The sequence below is a fragment of the Chloroflexus islandicus genome (genome assembly GCF_001650695.1).
In the GTDB taxonomy this organism is placed as follows: domain Bacteria; phylum Chloroflexota; class Chloroflexia; order Chloroflexales; family Chloroflexaceae; genus Chloroflexus; species Chloroflexus islandicus.
Genome location: NZ_LWQS01000035.1, coordinates 71,980 through 90,368 on the forward strand (window position 1 = coordinate 71,980; position 18,389 = coordinate 90,368).

13 protein-coding genes are annotated in these 18,389 nt (G+C 61.3%); 4 read left to right on the forward strand and 9 right to left on the reverse strand.

The genetic code is table 11. The features are described 5' to 3' along the window. Window positions 1-460: 460 nt before the first annotated feature. Complete coding sequence (locus tag A6A03_RS03380; RefSeq protein WP_066783557.1) at window positions 461-2,554, reverse strand: thioredoxin domain-containing protein; 2,094 nt, start codon at window positions 2,552-2,554, stop codon at window positions 461-463. Between the two features lie 160 nt (window positions 2,555-2,714). On the opposite strand from A6A03_RS03380, the gene gyrA reads away from it, so the two are divergent. Beyond that, window positions 2,715-5,189: a DNA gyrase subunit A gene (gene gyrA / locus A6A03_RS03385; protein WP_066783558.1), complete on the forward strand. Its 2,475-nt coding sequence runs from the start codon at window positions 2,715-2,717 to the stop codon at window positions 5,187-5,189. A gap of 63 nt (window positions 5,190-5,252) precedes the next feature. Here gyrA and A6A03_RS03390 read toward each other — a convergent pair whose 3' ends face one another. Both A6A03_RS03390 and A6A03_RS03395 read right to left on the reverse strand, forming a co-directional pair. Then, window positions 5,253-5,594, reverse strand: a complete 342-nt coding sequence (locus A6A03_RS03390; RefSeq protein WP_082908913.1) for a cupin domain-containing protein — start codon at window positions 5,592-5,594, stop codon at window positions 5,253-5,255. A gap of 5 nt (window positions 5,595-5,599) precedes the next feature. Beyond that, a complete protein-coding gene (locus A6A03_RS03395) occupies window positions 5,600-6,970 on the reverse strand; it encodes a right-handed parallel beta-helix repeat-containing protein (protein WP_066783559.1) in 1,371 nt (456 codons plus the stop codon). A gap of 161 nt (window positions 6,971-7,131) precedes the next feature. On the opposite strand from A6A03_RS03395, the gene A6A03_RS03400 reads away from it, so the two are divergent. Further along, complete coding sequence (locus A6A03_RS03400; RefSeq protein WP_066783560.1) at window positions 7,132-8,238, forward strand: hypothetical protein; 1,107 nt, start codon at window positions 7,132-7,134, stop codon at window positions 8,236-8,238. A 100-nt stretch (window positions 8,239-8,338) separates the two neighbouring features. On the opposite strand, the gene A6A03_RS03405 is transcribed toward A6A03_RS03400, so the two are convergent. From A6A03_RS03405 to A6A03_RS03430, 6 genes are read right to left on the reverse strand one after another with little or no spacing between them, the layout of a single operon-like run. After that, window positions 8,339-9,661 (reverse strand): CdaR family protein, encoded by a 1,323-nt coding sequence (locus tag A6A03_RS03405; RefSeq protein ID WP_066783561.1) that lies wholly within the window; start codon window positions 9,659-9,661, stop codon window positions 8,339-8,341. A gap of 1 nt (window position 9,662) precedes the next feature. Next, on the reverse strand, window positions 9,663-10,493 hold the full coding sequence (gene cdaA, locus A6A03_RS03410) for a diadenylate cyclase CdaA (protein ID WP_066783562.1): 831 nt from the start codon (window positions 10,491-10,493) through the stop codon (window positions 9,663-9,665). A 2-nt stretch (window positions 10,494-10,495) separates the two neighbouring features. Continuing rightward, complete coding sequence (locus tag A6A03_RS03415; protein ID WP_066783563.1) at window positions 10,496-13,765, reverse strand: tetratricopeptide repeat protein; 3,270 nt, start codon at window positions 13,763-13,765, stop codon at window positions 10,496-10,498. 25 nt (window positions 13,766-13,790) lie between these two features. Next, the gene (gene argF, locus A6A03_RS03420) at window positions 13,791-14,720 is read right to left on the reverse strand and encodes an ornithine carbamoyltransferase (protein ID WP_066783564.1); all 930 of its coding nucleotides are present in this window, start codon (window positions 14,718-14,720) and stop codon (window positions 13,791-13,793) included. A gap of 40 nt (window positions 14,721-14,760) precedes the next feature. Continuing rightward, on the reverse strand, window positions 14,761-15,510 hold the full coding sequence (locus A6A03_RS03425) for an ATP-binding protein (RefSeq protein ID WP_245668806.1): 750 nt from the start codon (window positions 15,508-15,510) through the stop codon (window positions 14,761-14,763). After that, on the reverse strand, window positions 15,491-16,198 hold the full coding sequence (locus tag A6A03_RS03430; protein ID WP_066783566.1) for a DnaD domain-containing protein: 708 nt from the start codon (window positions 16,196-16,198) through the stop codon (window positions 15,491-15,493). The genes A6A03_RS03425 and A6A03_RS03430 overlap by 20 nt, the downstream gene beginning before the upstream one ends. A 207-nt stretch (window positions 16,199-16,405) precedes the next feature. On the opposite strand from A6A03_RS03430, the gene A6A03_RS03435 reads away from it, so the two are divergent. Both A6A03_RS03435 and A6A03_RS03440 read left to right on the forward strand, forming a co-directional pair. Beyond that, entirely contained in the window at window positions 16,406-17,689 is a 1,284-nt protein-coding gene (locus A6A03_RS03435) for an MFS transporter (RefSeq protein WP_066783567.1), read from the forward strand. A gap of 184 nt (window positions 17,690-17,873) precedes the next feature. Beyond that, window positions 17,874-18,347, forward strand: coding sequence for an SRPBCC family protein (locus tag A6A03_RS03440; protein ID WP_066783568.1), 474 nt, complete (start codon window positions 17,874-17,876; stop codon window positions 18,345-18,347). Window positions 18,348-18,389 lie beyond the last annotated feature (42 nt).

Genomic DNA, 18,389 nt, shown 5'->3' on the forward strand with positions numbered 1-18,389 from the left:
CGCAATGACAATAGGAGCGCGGCGCGCTGGGTCAGTGTACCCTCACCCCCATCCCCTCTCCCGCGTTGCGGGAGAGGGGCGCTGCTGCCTGCCGTGCGAACAGTGCCTGTCCCTTCCCCGCCGCGGCTCCCCCGCTCCCGCCGTCAGGTGGGAGCGGGGGCCGGGGGGTGAGGGATCCAGCCCGCGCAGCGGGATTCGTACCCCAAGCCCGGCCCTTCAGGGCCGGGTTCCGGACAGATGTGCTGTCTGCCCTTGAACCTGCCATTGCGAGGGGGCACAGCCCCCGAAGCAATCTCCCCCTTCAGCGCGTGCTACCGCGCAGCGCACCCTTCCCGCCGCAGCGGGAGATTGCTTCGCCGCGCGGGGGCAGAGCATCGCTCTGCCCCTACGCGCGGCGCGCAATGACCATCCGACCCTATTCTACCGCGCTATCGCATCGCCGCTGCCACACCGTAGCGGGTTAGCCCTTCGCGCTCATAAGCTGTTGGCGCAACGCTTCCGGCGTGGTGACGGGCAACAAGCAGGTGAACTGCTCGCACAGGTAGGCGGTGGGCTGGCCGTCGATCATGCCGCGATCGGCAAATAGCGGGCTCAGTGCAGTGACGGGATCGCCGGGTTCGGCGCGGGCGATCACCAGCCGGGGCCAGTAGCCAGCGCGCGCTTCGGCAACTAGCGCCTGCGTGGCCGGGTGCGCGGGTGGGCCGATGATTGCCAGTTCGCGGGTCGGGCCGATCGCCAGATCGGCGGCGCACAACATGCGGCCAAAACCGAGCGGGAACCGGCTGAGCATCGGCGCGACTTGTTGCAAGACCTGCTCGGCCCGCGTGGCGTAGATTTCGCGCCCGGTGATAGCGTACAGCCGCAGCAGGGCCACCGTCGCCGCCGACGAACCCGACGGAACGGCGTTGTCGCTTAGGTCGCGCGGGCGGGTGACCAAGGCCGGCTGGTCACTGCCGGTATCGAAGAACATCCACGCCTGCGCATCCCAGAACAGATCGAGCATCGCGTCGGCCAGTTCGACCGCCGTGGCGAGATAGCGCGTCTCGCCGCTCGCGGCGTGCAATTCGAGCAGCGCATCGCACAGCAGCGCGTAGTCGTCAAGGAAACCGGCTGGGCCGGGCCGGCCATCTTTCCAACTGCGCAACAGGCGGCCATCGGCCCGGCGCAGGTTGGTCAGCAGGAAATCGGCGCACTGCTGGGCAGCCGGCAAGTACTCTGGCACCCGCGCGCTGGCCGTCGCCAAAGCCCGGATCGCCATCGCATTCCACGCCGTGATAATCTTCTCGTCGCGGAAAGGCCGGGGCCGCCGTTCGCGGAAGGCGCGCAGGATGGGGCGGGCGCGCGCCACCGTCGCCTCCAGCCGCTCGACCGGCACCCCCAACCGCGCTGCTACCGCCTCTGGCGGGCGCGGCACGTACAAAATCGACTTACCCTCAAAGTTACCCTGCCGCGTCACCCCATAGTACGCACCGACCAGCGTCGCATCATCGCCGAGCGCCAACCGCAACTCATCCGGCGTCCAGACATAAAACGCACCCTCTTCGGCATGGGCCGCGCCGGGAGCCGGCAAGCTATCGGCGTCTTCGCTGCTGAAAAACGCACCGTCAGGATGGCGCAGATCGCGCAGCATGTAGGCAAAGGTCTCATCGGCGATGCGGGCCAAGAAGGGATCGCCAGTAACCAGCGCCGCCAGATGGTAGACTTCAGCCAGCAGTGCGTTGTCGTAGAGCATCTTCTCGAAGTGGGGCACCAGCCAGCGCGCATCAACGCTGTAGCGGTGGAAGCCGCCCCCCACCTGATCGTACATCCCGCCGCGCGCCATCTGTTCAAGGGTCTGGTGGAGCATCGGCAACGCCTGCACATCGCCGCGCAGATGGGCGCGCAGCAAAAACTCCAGCACCAGCGGCTGGGGAAACTTCGGCGCATCGCCAAACCCGCCGTACTGCGGGTCAAACTCGCGCCCGATCTTCTCGGCGGCAGCCATCACGAGCGCCCCGTCTACCGAAGCGGTTTCGGGCAAGGGCTGGGCCAGCCGCTTGATATGGTCGAGCAACTCGTGGGCGGAAGCGGTGACGTCGGCGCGGCGGGTGCGGTACGCCTCGGCAATCGAGAGCAACACCTGCCGCCAGCTCGGCATGCGGTAACGGGCCGCTTTGGCGTCAGGCGGGAAGTAGGTGCCGGCATAAAACGGCGTGCCGTCGGGCAAACAAAAGACATTGAGCGGCCAGCCGCCTCTGCCGGTCAGAGCTTGCGCCGCTGCCATATAGATACTATCGAGGTCGGGCCGCTCTTCGCGATCGACCTTGATATTGATAAAATGCTCATTCTGGATCGCCGCCACCTCTGGGTCAGCAAAACTCTCGTGGGCCATCACGTGGCACCAGTGGCAGGCGGCATAACCGATGCTGACCAGAATCGGCTTATCTTCACGCCGGGCGCGTTCAAGCGCCTCCTCGCCCCACGGATACCAATCGACCGGGTTATCGGCGTGTTGTTGCAGATACGGGCTGGCCTCGTTGGCCAACCGGTTGAGCGGGCGCGCGCCGGCGTCCATGACTCCTCCTTTCGATAGCAGGTGCTGTCTGAATTGTAGCACAGATACCAAGAATAGAACATCTTTTCGCAAACATTCGACAAAACCGCCCGGATCGGGTATAATACCAGATGGCAAACATCGCATTATGATGCGCTAAAACCGACTAACGGAGCAACCAATGGAAATCGGCATCGTCCGGCCCGTCAACATCACCAACGAGATGCGGACGGCCTACCTCAGTTACGCGATGAGCGTGATCGTTTCGCGCGCCTTGCCCGACGCGCGCGACGGTCTCAAACCGGTGCAGCGGCGCATCCTGTACGGGATGTGGGATATGGGCTTCCGCAGCAACCAGCCCTACAAAAAGAGCGCCCGTATCGTCGGTGATGTGCTCGGCAAGATGCACCCGCACGGCGACAGCGCCGTCTACGATGCGCTGGCCCGCATGGCGCAGCCATGGAGCATGCGCTACCCGCTCATCGATGGCCAAGGCAACTTCGGTTCGATTGACGGCGACCCGCCGGCGGCGATGCGCTACACCGAAGCTCGCCTCGCCCCGATCGCCGAAGAGTTGCTGAGCGAGATCGAGAAAGACACGGTCGATTTCCGCGACAATTTCGACGGCAGCTACCGCGAGCCAGTCGTGTTGCCGGCCATCTTGCCCAACCTGCTGCTCAACGGCGCTTCCGGCATCGCGGTCGGTATGGCCACCAACATCCCGCCTCACAACCTCGGTGAGCTGTGCGACGCAATCAGCTATCTGATCGACAACCCGGAAGCGACGGTTGAAGAGCTGATGCAAATCATCCCCGGCCCCGATTTTCCCACCGCTGGGTTGATTTTGGGCACCGAAGGCATCTTGGCCGCCTACAGCACCGGGCGCGGCCAGATCACGCTGCGGGCCAAGACCCACATCGAAGAGGCAGGCCGCGGCGCGTTTATGATCGTCGTCACCGAGCTGCCTTATCAGGTCAACAAGGCCCGCCTGCAAGAGCGTATCGCCGAGCTGGTCAAAGACCGCAAGATCGAGGGGATCCGCGATGTGCGCGACGAGAGCGATCGCAACGGTATGCGGCTAGTGATCCTGCTCAAGCAAGACGCCCAACCCAAGAAGGTGCTCAACGCGCTCTACAAGCACACCCAGATGCAGACCACCTTCGGCATCAATATGCTGGCGCTGGTCGAGCATGGCCGCCAGCCGCGCGTCTTGACCCTCAAGCGGCTGCTGCAAGAGTACATCAGCCACCGCCAAGAGGTCATCCGCCGCCGCACCGAGTTCGATCTGGCCCGCGCCCGCGAGCGGGCCCACATCCTCGAAGGCTTGAAAATCGCGCTCGATAACCTCGACGCGGTGATCCAGACCATCCGCGACTCGCGCACCGCCGAGAGCGCGCGCAACAACCTTATGCGCAACTTCTCGCTCACCGAGCGGCAGGCGCAGGCGATTCTCGATCTGCAACTGCGCCGGCTGGCCGCGCTTGAGCGCCAGAAGATCGAGGACGAATACCGCGAGGTGATTAAGCTGATCGCCGAACTCGAAGATATTCTGGCCAATCCGCGCAAGGTGCTGCATCTGATCAAAGAAGACTTGAGCCGGCTGAAGGAAAAGTACGGCGACCCGCGCCGCACCCGCATCATTCCCGATGTCACCGGCGAGGTCAGCGACGAGGATCTGATCCCCGATGTGCGGGTGATGATTACTCTCACCGACCGCGGCTACATCAAGCGCCAACTACCCGACGCCTACCGCACCCAGCGCCGCGGCGGGCGCGGGATCAAGGGCATGCTCACCCGCGAGCAGGATATTGTTCGCCACTTGCTGACCTGCAATTCGCTCGATAACCTGCTCTTCTTCACCGACCGCGGCAAGGTCTACCAGATCAAGGCCCACGAAGTGCCCGACAGCTCGCGCACCGCCAAAGGCCTGCCGCTGGTCAACCTTGTGTCACTCGAACCGGGTGAACAAGTGACCTCGATGCTGGCCGTGCGCGAATTTGACGCCGAGTATCTGGTGATGGCGACGGTGCGCGGCAAGATTAAGCGCACCCAACTGCGCGAATATAGTCAAGTGCGCTCGAACGGCCTGATTGCGATCGGGTTGGAAGAGGGTGATGTGCTCGGGTGGGTGCGGGTCAGCCATGGCCACGAAGATATCTTGCTCACCACCGCGCGCGGGCAGACGCTGCGCTTCGAGCAGAGCGAAGTGCGTCCGATGGGCCGTCCGGCCACTGGCGTGATCGGGATCAATCTGGCCGAGGGCGACCGGGTGGTGAGTATGGATTTGGCCGAAGAAGGGGCCGATCTGCTCGTCGTCACTGCCCGCGGTATCGGCAAACGCACCGCGCTTAGCGAGTACCCGGTGAAGGGACGGGCAACCGGCGGCGTGATCACGATCAAGCTGCGCAACGAAACCGATGAAGTCGCTGCCGCCGCAGTTGTGCATGAGCATTCGCTGCTCACCTTCATCACCACCGGCGGGATGGTGATGCGTACCAGCGCCAGCGAGATTTCGCGCTTGGGCCGGGCGACCCAAGGCGTGACGGTGGTGAATGTCGCCTCCGGCGATCGCGTTGCCGCTCTCTCGGTGGAAGGCCCCGATGAGAACGGCAATGGCAACGGCGCCGCGCCGACTCTGATCGACCCGATGGGGTAATCGATCGCTGGGTTACGAGCTGGTGGGTGCAGCACGCTGCGCCCGCCAGTTCGTATCTACCCATTACTGCGGCATCAGGCCCCCACGTTGGCGGTGTGCGCTCAAAAAGACCAACGGCCCGCGCCCGCAACGCAGCGAACGCTGAGCATTGCGCGGCACCACTACTGCAACACCGGGGCCGAGCGCAATCGTTTCTCCGTCGATGATCAATTCGCCTTCGCCTTCATAGACCGCCAACAACACATCAAGTTCAGCATTGACGTGTGCGGGAATCGTTGCGCCAGTACGCAATCGTATCAAATTCACGTTCATCTGCTCGCTATTCACGCTCCAGATTGCGCCATCGTGACGGGCCGCACGCACCGCTTCGGCGATATCGATCACGTGTTCCGGTGAAAACGCCATTACCGCTATCCTTTCCGTTGCCGGATCAGCACACTTGCCAACAATCCCCCTACAACCAGCGCCACGAGCCACAATACCGGGTTGGTCGCCGGCATTGAAGCCAGTGGCGCGCCATTGTTCGGTCTCAGCGCCGGATATAGGTCGATGACACTATCGATCATGAGCGGCTGATCGGCGAACCCATCGCGATTGCGATCGTGCCGCCAGAGTTGCATCCCCAGCCACCAATCAGCCGGCCAGCCACGTTGCCAATAGTTGCCGGCCCACACGACCGCCGGCGCTTGCGGTTCGCTGGCGAGCAGCGCGCGGTAGCGTACGATATCATTGCCGCGCAGCGCAACCGCTGCATCACCGGCCAGCAGCGCCAGCACCGTTTCGTGATCGGCAAACCGGTTGCGCTGCGCTGTCAGCGCCCCGCTGCCGCCAATGGTGATCGCACGGGCATTTCGCTCAAACCGATTATCCTGCACGGTAAGGCCAGCGCTATTGTGTACGAGCAAGCCATCACCACGCTGGCCCTCGATCAGGTTGCCTTGCACCGTCACCCGCGCGCTGCCGGCCAATTTGATGCCAGTGACATTCTCCACTAATGTATTGCGGTCGATCAGCACATCACTGGCTGACGGCAAACAGAGGGCCGCGCTGAAGAAGGTGGCGGTAACGCCAAGAATTGTTGAAGCGCCCGCAATGAGCGGCGAGACGATGCCAGTCTCGCTCCGGCTCACCACATTACCGCGCATTATGCCACGCGGCGCGTTGTCGATAGCAATGCCGTTCTGCACTGATGAAATCGTGTTTAATTCAACGATCACAGCGGGCGCATTCAGCAAGGCAACCCCAATGCTGCGCTCACGCGGCATGCCGTCCAGCGTACCGATGAAGGTGTTGTTGGTCACCATCACATTCGCGCCATTATCAATCACGACCCCACGCATAAAACGCTCGAAGCGATTACCGCTGATCGTTACTGCCGCTGCGCGCACTAGAATCGCCGCATCAATCGGATTTAGACCACTCCGCTGAAAACTGAGGCCCTGCACCGTCACTCCCGGCGCGGTAATGGTAAGCGTGGAACCCGCCTCACCGCCATCAAGCACCGCACCGTGCCGGCCACGCAATACCAGCGGACGGTCAATCGTCCATTGCCCCAGTTGTACACCGGGCAAGACCTCGAGTACCGCGCCGGGAGGGGCCGCTGCCAACGCAGCGCCGAGCTGCGCGTAATCGCCACCGGCGCCAACCCGAATGAGCTGATAGTCGCCACCACGCCCATCATCGCGCACCGGCGAAGGCGCTGCTAGCGCCACCCATGGCAGCAGTCCCCACAGAATGCCGATCATCAATATCGCCCACCAGTGCGCTATATTTACCGTCATTGCTATCCTGCCTTGATGATGCGTGCTTTCACTACGGCTACTGTAGCCGAGCCGCCGCACATTCGCTGTGACTTTGTTCACAGCGAGCACGCGAAAACGGCTGTACAGTGGGCATCAGACAATTACGGGCGACGCAAGGATAGCGATGACGAGGTGCTACGATGATGCCATCTCCTGCCAACGTCTTACGAGCCGGTTTTGCCGCCGGTGTCATAGTGATGCTGACCAGTGCCCTGTGGGCCGGATTGCTCCGTATGGGGTGGGCACTGCCGTTATCATCGCTCACCCTAGCCGCGATTCACGGCCAGCTCTTTGTTGGCGGAATGCTCGGTACCGTGATCGGGCTAGAGCGAGCAGTCGCCATCGGGCGACCATGGGCCTTTGCCGGGCCGCTGCTAACCTTGTTGGGAGGAATCAGCCTTTTGATGGGCTTGCCAGCAATGATCGGCGCGTTGCTCATCACGAGCGGCAGCGTGGGCCTGCTCGCCATCTTTGCTCTGCTGCTCAAACGCCAACCGGTACGTTTTATGATCACCATGGCACTTGGCGGGATGGCGTGGTTTGGCGGCAATCTGCTCTGGCTAATGGGGCAGCCGTTGGCGCTCGCGTCGCTGTGGTGGGCCAGCTTTCTCACCCTCACCATCTTCGGTGAACGGCTCGAATTAGGGCGGCTCCGCCACCTGCCGGCGCATACCTTCTGGAGCTATAGCCTCAGCGTTGGCATGCTCTGGCTTGGTTTGGGATGGTCGCTGGCGGATTATGCCAACGGCGCGCGGATTGCCGGCATTGGCCTGCTCGCGAGCGGTTTGTGGCTATTAGCCTACGATATTGGCCGGCGCACGATTCGCCGTCCCGGCCTGCCCCGCTTTAGTGCAACCTGCATGCTCACAGGCAGCGCATGGCTCGCGATCGGCGGCTTGCTCATGGCACTCAGCGGCGGCGTCTATAGCGGCCTGCTCTACGACGCCATCTTGCATAGCATCTTCGTTGGCTTCGTCTTCGCGATGATCTTCGGCCACGCGCCAATCATCATTCCAGCTTTGCTTAGCGTTCCAATCCGATTCAACGGCTGGAGTTACCTGCCGCTCGGATTATTGCACGTGTCATTAGCGTTGCGAGTGATTGGCGATCTATACACACTGGTCGAAGTACGGCGTTGGGGCGGAATGATGAATGCGGTGAGCATCATCACCTTTCTGATCATCACCGTGACAAGCATTGCCTTCGCTCACCGGCAACCTGCGTCAGCCGCGATACCGATGTCATGAGGCACGCTGGTCATCAACGCTATCCATCACACAATCCGCGCAGCGCGTATCTCGCCACTGCCCTCACATCATGAGGGTCGCTAGCCATTATCGCTCTCCATCACCCCGTATCCGGAGTTGGCGTCGGCGCCGGTTCAACCTCCGGCGACGGTTCAGGGGTAGGGGTCGGCGTAGGCACCGGCACAATCGTCACCGTGACCTCAGGCGGGTCGCCAACAATGCTCACACCGCTCGGCAAGGCGGGACGTACCGCAAACTGGTAGCTGCCGGGGCCAAGGGTGCTGAGATCGAGCTGCACCACCAGCGGCGCTGAGGCAAGTGCGCTGAGCTGCGCACTCGTGCCGGCAAAGGTCAGCTCAACCACATTGGGCCGCACCGAAGCTAGCAAATCGCGACTCAAACCGGTAAAGATCACCTCTACCGGCAGACGCACCTGAAACGGCAGCGGGATGGGAGCAATGGTAATCGTCACCTGCACGGCATCCGGCTCACCTTGCGCCGGCGACGTGCCGGTTGGAATAATCAGCGGCACAATCCGCACCACCGGTTCACGCGCATCACGAATATCAATCGCCTCGGTTTGCAAGAGACTGATCGCATCGAGCGGGCCGGAACTGCCGGTCAGCGTAATCAGCGGCGGTTCCACTTCGATCCCAGTCACGGCAAAACCCGGCGCTGGGGAACCGATCACGACCGGCGACACCGGCACTAAGCGCAAACCGACCACCGGATTGATCGGAATGATGACCGTGATCGAGGCTGGCCGCACCTGCACGCCCTCAACTGGTTGATTGTTGGCATCAATCGGGGTCAGACTGAGGGGCGCAATATAGGTGGCGCGCAACTGGGCGATATTCGCTACTGTGCGCACCGCCACTACTCGCCGCACCCGGCTCTGGGGGCCGCTAATCGTCACCATGCTAATCGGTTCGCCGTTGTAGCGCAATTCTGGCGTACCACGCTCGAAACTGAAGGGCGGCGAACCGAAGATTTCTAGATTTATCGGTACCGTCACCGTTTCAACCGGTTCCAGCCGCACACTAATCGCCGCCGGTTCGACCCCGCCGGCGGGAACGCTAAACGACAGATTGCTGCGGGTCGGCTGTACGTTGATCGGCACCAGATGATCACCGGGGCCAAGACCGCTCAAATCGGCCACCACCCGAATATCCACTGGGCGCAATTCCGAACGTTGGCGGCGATCGGTGCGCAGGGTGACATCAATCGTGGGAAAGGTCGTTGTGGGCAGACCATTGGCATCGACGACGATTAAATTATCGGCCAGACCGACAAGTTGCAGGGTCAGATCTTCAAACCGGGCCGTCTCTTCCGGATTCTCGCTAAACGAGACGAACGACCAGAGCGCAAAGCTCAAACCGACCGCCAGCAACACGCGCAAAATGATTGAGCGCACCCCATTCATGTCATGCCGCCCTCTTCGCTTCCGGTTCCAGCGGCACCTGCATCAGGTCAGCCAGCATCGTCCGCAACCGGGCCTCGGTCAGATAACTAACCAACCGGCCATCACTGACCAGCGAAATTGCACCGGTCTCTTCCGACACCACCACCGCCAGCGCGTCGGATTGTTCGGTAATCCCCTTGGCAGCGCGATGGCGCGTGCCATAACGGCGCGGCCCGGCGATATCTTCACTGAGCGGCAAGACCACATTGGCGGCCAAAATGCGATTACCGCGGATAATCACCGCCATATCGTGCAGGGGCGAATTGGGATAAAAAATATTGAGCAGCAGCGGCACCGAAATGCGCGAATCGAGGATCACACCCCGATCGGCAAACTCTTGCAGTTGGGTGCGCCGTTCAATCACCATCAACGCACCCACCCCCTGTTGCGAGAGTTGAGCAGCGGCGCGGCTAATAACGGTGATCGTTTCAAGGAGTTCAGAGCGGTTGGCACCGCCAAATGGACGGCCAAACAGATCGCTCGAACGGCCAAGGCTTTCGAGCGCGCGCCGCAATTCCGGCTGAAAGAGCACCGGGATCGCCACAATCAAGGCTGGCGAAATCACGTTGACCACCAGCCAATTGAGCAACGTCAGGCGATCACTTGCGATCGACGGCATGAGGAAGGCAATTGCCAACAAAATACCGACGCCACGCAGCAACTGCACGGCGCGGGTGCCGCGCACAATGCCGAGCAGCCAATAGAAAAACGCCGCAACGATCAAGATGTCGATTAGCGTAAAGGGCGAGGTGAGCGGATTCAGCCGCGCCCAGAGACGCTCAAGCTCTACCATCATCAACTCTGTGGCGGCGCCGGCTTCCGTTGCTCAAGCATACGATTGGCGGCGCTCAACATTGCTTCTACCCGTTCGGTTTCGATCCCCGGCATCTTGAGCATCCGCCGGCAAAGCTGGCTCGCCTGCCCATATTCCTCGCGTCGCATGAGCATATCGTACAGCATGAAATAGGCATCCACATCTTGCTGGTCGAGACCGATAATCTGGTGTAGTTCAGCGATCGCGTTATCGTAATCACGTTGTTGGGCAAAAATGCGCGCGATTTGCTTCTTTTCGCTAATCGCTTCTTTGGTGCGGCGGCTTAGCGTGTGCATTAAGGCTAGCCATTGGCGCGCATCAATATCATTGGGCGCAATTTGAACAATCCGATCGTACATTTCGCGGGCCCGCTCGTGATTGCTCATCATCCAATACGTCTGCGCCACTTCCTGCAACGAGGCCACCGCATCTTTCAACTGGCCAGCGCGCTTTTGCAGCTCACTCACTCGTACCAAGCCCTCTAATCCCTTATCCAGTTGGCCAACCCGCAACTGCATGCGGGCCAGCCGGCTACTCATCCCGATATGGTTCGGGGCCAGTTGCACCGCCGACTCAAGGGCCTCAATCGCGCGATCGAGTTGTTGATGCTCTTCGTAATAGGTAGCAAGCTCATCAAGCTGGGCCAGCGCTTCAGCCAATTTCCCCTGCCGGAAGTAGACGTTAGCTAGTTTGGTATAAATCGCCCGATCATACGGCAACAGCTTTTTGGCTTCGAGCAACGCCTGTTCAGCGCCGGCCAGATCCTCGCTCATCGCGTAGGCTTCAGCCATCCGGCGCACCAAATCACCACGCGAGGGCGGGATGGCAAAGGAATGACGGATCGACGGTTCCGGTGTCGTTTGCCCGGCAACGGCCTGCCCCCGCCGTAACTGATCAAGCGCCGCCTCAGCTTGGCCCAAGGCAATGTAGCTATCGGCTGCTGCGCGATAGACCAGCGCCAGCGGCAACATCGGATCAGGCTCGCTCGCCAGCAAAATCTGGGCCTGTTCCAGTTCCATCAGCGCCAGATGGTGCTGCTCGTGCTGTTGCTGGATGATCGCCAGCATATAGTGCAGCAACGCCCGATCGACGATCAAGAAGGCCGCGCGATACTCGGCTTGCACGGCGGCAAACTCGCTGGGGCGCTGGCGCAACTTGGCCAGCACGGTCGCCAACGAATCCCAGATCACAGCGGGTTGTTCGCCCATCAGGGCTAGCGTAATATTCAAGCGCGCCAACGCCACCGGATCATCGGGCGAACCCAGCTCCAGCGCCTGCCGGAACTCATCGAGCGCTGCTTCAAACCGCTCGAGCTTGAGCAAGGCCAAGCCATATTGGGCATGCACCTCGCGATGGTTGGGCGCCCATTGCAGCAAGCGGCGAAACTCTTCCAGCGCCTTGTTGGTTTGGCCAAGGCGGAAGTAGGTGTTGGCAACTTGTAACAACTGGGTCACCGCCTCATCAATGCGCCCAGCCTGTTTCAGCAATTCAGCCAGCTTCGAGCGTGCATTGACCGTATCGGGCGACAACTCGATAAAACGGAAGTAGACATCAATCGCTTTTTCTGCCTCACCCCGCACCCGATACGTCTCGATCAGCAATTGGTACTTCGCCAGCGCCTCTTCGGGCCGGCCCTGCCGCTCGTAAATTTCGCCAAGGCGGAGGTGGATCGGAAGATACTCGACATTATGATGGATCACTTCCATGCAGGCGTCGAGTGCGGCATCTAGCAATCCCTGTTCAAGGTAGGTGCCGCTGAGTTCCAACCACCCCGCCGTCACCTCATCAAGGCCAGCGGGGTCAAGCGGAGTTGGCGGCGGAAATTCCGGTTTTGGCAGCGCCGCCGGCACGCTCATGCGCTCGATGATCGGCAACTGTTCGGGGGTAGGTGCAACGCTCGGCGGCGCCGGTTCATCCTCTGCCTTCTTTGCCGAGCGGAGGAAATCGGTGATGGGCCGGATCTTCCCCCACCGCTCGCTCTCAGCATCGATCAACGGCGGTTCAGGCGGGGGTGGCGGCGGCTGAGGCTGCAAGACGCCAGTGCCAATCGTGCGCAACTTGGCGAACATATTGCGATCGGCCAGTTCTTTGGCCCGGTTTTTGAATTCGGCAGCCCGATCGCGCCCCCAACGTTTGCTAGCCAGAAAGTCAGCCAAGGTGCCGTAGAGGATCGAAGCGCGGGCCAAATCGCCAATCTGCTCGTAAATGGTGGCTGCGCTCTCGTACATCGCGATCAGGTCATCAACCTCAGCCTTCCCGATCGTTTCGAGATCAACCAACCCAATCGTCGTTTCAAACTCTTGGGCCGCCTGTGGCAACTGGCCCAGCGCCTGATAGACCTGCCCCAAAGCAAAGTGGGCCGACAGGGCATATTCCGGATCGCCGGCGGCCCGCGTCAACACCCCCACCGCCGCTTTCAGATCGCCGCGGCTTTGGTAGAGCAGACCGAGTGAATAGAGCACATCAGCCCGTTCGAGACCGGCTTGGATGGCTTGCTCATAGAGCGTGACGGCCCGTTCTTCATCACCGGCTTGTTGGCAAGCGATCGCCTCGGCAACTAATTGTTCGGGCTGCGTAGCCGAACCGCGCAGCATACCGGTAGGATAAGCAGGACGCAGACCACCGGTTCCGCGAATAGGCGGCGCACCGGTCTGCCCGCCGAGCTGTTCGCGCAGGCGGGCAGCCAATTCACGCGCGACACGATGGTTCGGTACAAGGCGCAACGCCCATTCAACTTCTTGCAAAGCAGCGGCTGGATCGTTCTGCGCAATGAGCCGTTGGGCCAATTCGAGATGGGTCTCGGCAGCTTCCGCCATTGCGCCGATATCTTCGTAGAGTTGGGCTAAGCGGCGGCGTTGATCGTCAAGTTCCGGCTGCAACGCGAGCAATTCGCGCAACGCTTCGGCGGCTTGCAACGCGCGCCGCTGCGCGCTGTGCAGATCGGCTAATACGCTGTACGCCTCGACCGCAGCCGCAGTATCACCCTGCCGGCGGTAACACTGGGCAATGTAGTTGATATAAAACGCATTGTTCGGATCGGCCTCGTGCAGATCGCCAAACGCTTGCAGCGCCTTGTCCAGCCGGTTGGTCTGGAACAGAGCGACGGCGGCGGCGGTGCGCGCCTCCACATCTTGCGGAAACTCTTGCAATGCCCGCACCGCCGCGCGCAGCGCGTCCTCCCAGCGTCCTTGCGCCGACGCCTCCCGGCACTGCTCCATCGCCCGATCGAAGATTGCCCGGTTGCCTGCCATAGCGCTCTTTCCACTTCTACTGGCGCTACTTCCCCAACAGCAGCAAGATCAGCGCCTTTTGCACGTGGAGCCGGTTTTCCGCCTGCTCAAACACCACCGATTGCGGCCCATCGATCACCTCTGCCGTCACCTCTTCACCGCGGTGCGCCGGCAAACAGTGCATCGCCAGCGCATGCGGCGCAGCGTGGGCCATCAGCGCCGCATTCACTTGGTACGGCGTAAAGACCGGCCGGCGGCGGGCCGCTTCGTGCTCTTGGCCCATCGAGGCCCATACATCAGTATACACCGCATCAGCGCCGCTCACCGCCTCCACCGGCGAGGTGGTAATGGTCAACGTCGCGTCGTGCTCGCGGGCCAACTGCTCGGCCAGTTCGGTGATATCAGGCGCTGGCCGGTAATCGAGCGGGCAACCCACCCGCACATTGACCCCCAACGTCGCTCCTAATAACATCAACGAATGGCAGACGTTATTTCCGTCGCCGACGTAGGCCAGCGTCAACCCTTGCAGGCGGCCAAACCGCTCGCGCAGGGTCAGCATATCAGCCAACGCTTGGCAGGGGTGCTCGCGGTCAGAGAGGGCGTTAATCACTGGCACCGTTGCGTAGCGGGCAAGGGTTTCCACCGTGGCGTGCTTGAAGACACGGGCCGCGATCACCGCCACCCAACGGCTGAGGTTACGAGCCACGTCGGGCACGCTCTCACGTCCGCCCATATCAATATCGTTTGCCGAGAGATAGGAAGGATGGCCGCCGAGCTGCGTCATGCCGGCCTCAAACGCCACCCGCGTGCGCAACGAGGGTTTCTCGAAGACGAGCGCCAGCGTCTGGCCCAACAAAGGCCGATCATCGGTGATGCCGGCGCGCCATGCCGCCTTAAGCGCCGCCGCCCGATCGAGCAGAGCTTCGGTTTCGGCGCGGCTGAGGTCGGCCGCCGAAAGAAAATGGCGTAGAGTCATGGTGCGATGCTTTCTGTTCTCCTCGATCGCGCGCCCAGCGTTACCGTTGCGAACGGGAACTGTCGCCCCGCCGCCGGCGCGGATGATACCGTTGTTCAAGGCTCAGGCGACGATAATCGCCAGCTTCGATCAAGATCCGCTCGCGGCAAATGGCTGCATCAAACATCCGGGATAGGATGCGCGGATCGATATCCTTCGGGTCACGATTGCTGGTGATCACCGTCGGTAGAGCATAATTATACCGATGGTTCATGATCTGGTAAAGTTTTTCCCGCGCCCACGGCGTGGTGTTTTCCGTCCCCAGATCATCGAGGATCAGCAGCGGTACGTCGCGCACTAGCTCGAAGCGCTCATCGTAGGCCGTTTCCGAGTTGGGGCCGAAGGTCGAACGCAGGTGATCGAGCAGGTCAGGCACCACTGTGAAGAGCACTTGCGTATGGCGATCAAGCGCCTCGTTGGCGATCGCCGCCGCGAGATGGGTCTTGCCGCAGCCGTAGCCGCCGAATAAAATCAGCCAGCCCTGCGGATTTTGGGCGTATTCGTAGGCGCGGGCAAAGGCCCGCTGTACGCCGGGCACAGTGCGATCAAACGTTGCAAAGGTTTTGTCACGCAACGGGGCCAGATTCGAGAGCCGCTCCAGCTCTTCAAACCGGCGGCGCTCCTTCTCGGCCTGCTTGCAACGGCAGGTGATGAGCACGCCGAAGTTGGGATCGCCGTACGGCACATCAAGCGTATAATAGCCGGCCCCGCGACAAATCGGGCACACCGCCTCAGAGGTCGCTCTCGTCACTTCCGCGGCGGAAGAGGTATCCGAGTTGTCCGCTGGTATATTTTTCAATATCGATAGGTCGTCCGGTCTGATACGGCGCAGATTCTCGTCCATTGGCGGCCCACCTCTCCAGCATACGCTGAATGTAACGCCACGAGCGCGCATTGGCCCGCACCGCCTCGCGAATAGCGTCTTCCAGCCATTCGGCCGGGTAGCGGGCGCTGGCAGCGCGCAATTCTTCCAACAGCAGCGGCGTCACTAGCCCGATATTTTGTTCGTACAACTCGATCAACCCCGGCCGTTCGCTGATCTCATCAGCCGGCGGCGCTATCCCGCTCGCAGCGACTTGCTCGGCCCATGCCCGATTGGCCGGCGTGTTGATTACATACCAACTACGCACCCGCCCATCGAGCGGCTCGACCAGATGGAGCACCGTACCGCGCCGCACCGCCGCCGCCAACCCCTCGTCGAGCAGTTCCTCGAACGAGCGGAGCGAGCTGAGCGCCTGTAACGAGCGCCGCAAGAGGTCGTCGTCGCGCAGATCATCCCAACTGATCCGGCGCGGACGGCTGCGCAAGCGGCTCAACCGGTAAAACAGATGCAGGGTGACTTTGAGTTCGCTCGGCTTCGAGATCGCCGGCAGCACGTCGGTAAAAAACTCCGGTGGAATGCCGGTGAGCCGTTCGGTGGTAAAGCCGTTGAATGCCATACTGCTCCTGCTGCCGGAAGGTGTTGGTCGCTGCCGCGCACCTCGCATGATACCGTGCTTTGACTTTCCATGCTACCACATCTCCCCTTGCACAGATTTTGGGCAAATCCTGTGCAAAGTATTGACAAAAGCTGTGAAACGTCATATAATTTGCACAGCGAACCTTTCTGGTTGCAAGTTGCCCGCCATCTATGAGGGTCTAAATCCATGAAACGCCGTTCACCACTGTTCTTCATCTTCCTGACCATTTTCATTGACTTGCTCGGCATCGGCATTGTGCTGCCGCTGCTGCCCGAATATGCCAAAATCGTCGAACGTTCGAGCTGGCCGTGGCTGGCCGATAATCGCGCGCTGATTGTCGGCGCGCTGACCGCTTCGTATGCGCTGATGCAGTTTCTCTTTGCGCCCATCCTCGGCGCGCTTGGCGACCGCTTTGGCCGCCGCCCGGTGCTGCTCTTCAGCTTGTTTGGCGCTGGTCTCAGCTATCTGGTCTTTGCACTGGCCGAGAACCTGACCTTCCTTGGCGTCGAAACCGTGGTAGGCATTTTGTTCCTCGCCCGCATCGCCGCCGGTATCACCGGCGCCAGCATTAGCACGGCGCAAGCCTATATTGCCGATGTCACCCCGCCCAACGAGCGCGCGCGCGGCTTGGGCATGATCGGCGCGGCCTTTGGCCTCGGCTTTATGCTTGGCCCGGCCATCGGCGGTCTGCTGTCTAACGTTAGTTTGCAGACGCCGGCGCTCTTCGCCGCTGCCCTCAGTTTCGCCAATTTCGCCTTCGGCTTCTTCCGCCTGCCTGAGTCGTTGCCGCCCGAGAAGCGTGCCCAGACGGTGTCGCGCAGCCTGAACCCGGTCAGCCGGTTGACGGCGGTGGCCGGCGATGCCCGTGTCCAACCGTTCCTCCTCGGCAGCGTGCTGCTAAACCTCGCCTTCGCCGGCTTGCAAAGCAACTTCGCCGTTTACAGCGATGTCCGCTTTGGGTTTGGCCCGCAACAGAACGCGCTCGTCTTCGCCTTCATCGGTCTGATCGCGGTGATTGTGCAAGGCTTTCTCATCCGCAAGCTAGTGCCGCGATTTGGCGAGGCACGGCTGGCTCTTGCCGGCTTGACCTTGATGACGATCGGTTTCGTCGCGACCGGATTGGTCACCGCCGCGTGGATGCTCTTCCCGGCTGTCGGTCTAGTCGCCCTCGGCAGCGGGATGGTCACGCCGTCGCTGACCAGCCTTGTCTCGCAATCGGTGCTGGCAACCGAACAGGGCACCACCCTTGGCGGTGTGCAGGCCTTTACCAGTCTCACGATGGTCGTTGGGCCACTATTGGCCGGCACGCTGTTCGACCTGATCGGGCCAAGCGCGCCATACCTGATCGGCGCCGGGTTGTTGGCCAGCGCCCTCGCAGTCTTGTTCGGCACGCTACGCAACCGGATGCTGACGCTGCCCCAGCCGGTCACGACCAATGCCACCGCCGAGGTGGGAGTGCATGCCGACTAGCAGCCGTTGACAATAAGGGAGTGCGGCGGCAACCTGCCGCACTCCACCATCCTGAACAGCACGGCTTCGTTCGACAATATCGTTTATTCCTCACATTTCGGTGTCTACACCTATTGACATGTCTGTGCAACAGTGCTATGCTAACTGTGCAAAACATTGACATTACCAGAGACAGGAGAGTTCCATGATTAAAGTAGGACGGCGCTGCCACATTGAGGGGGTTACGCCTGAGCAGGTGTTCACGACATTGTCGGATCCGGGCCTGATTAGCCAGATTTTGCCGCGCGTGCAGAAAACTGAGCTGCTGGATCGCGACGATGTAGCTCGCCATGCCCGCCTCGTCACCTATATGTCGATGGGTGGCTTGTTTGGCACCATCCGCTGTGAAGGTGATCTGGCTTGGCAAGACAACCGCGAGATTGTGTTCACCGTGCGCACGCCGCTGCCGGTCGAGACCCGCTGGGTGCTCAACCAAGCCGTCAACGGCACAGATATCCAAGTGGTCATGGGCATTGATCTTGCGCCGATGCTGGGGATGATGGCATCGTTCGTGCCCGAAAAGACGGTCGCTGATATGCTTGGTGCTGATCTGGAAACCGCCCTGCGCGGCGTCGCTCGGCATACTAGGCAATCGTTGTCAGCCCGCGCTGCTGCCTGAGTAACTCTCTCCTCGTCTCTGGTATAATCGCAGAGCGCCACC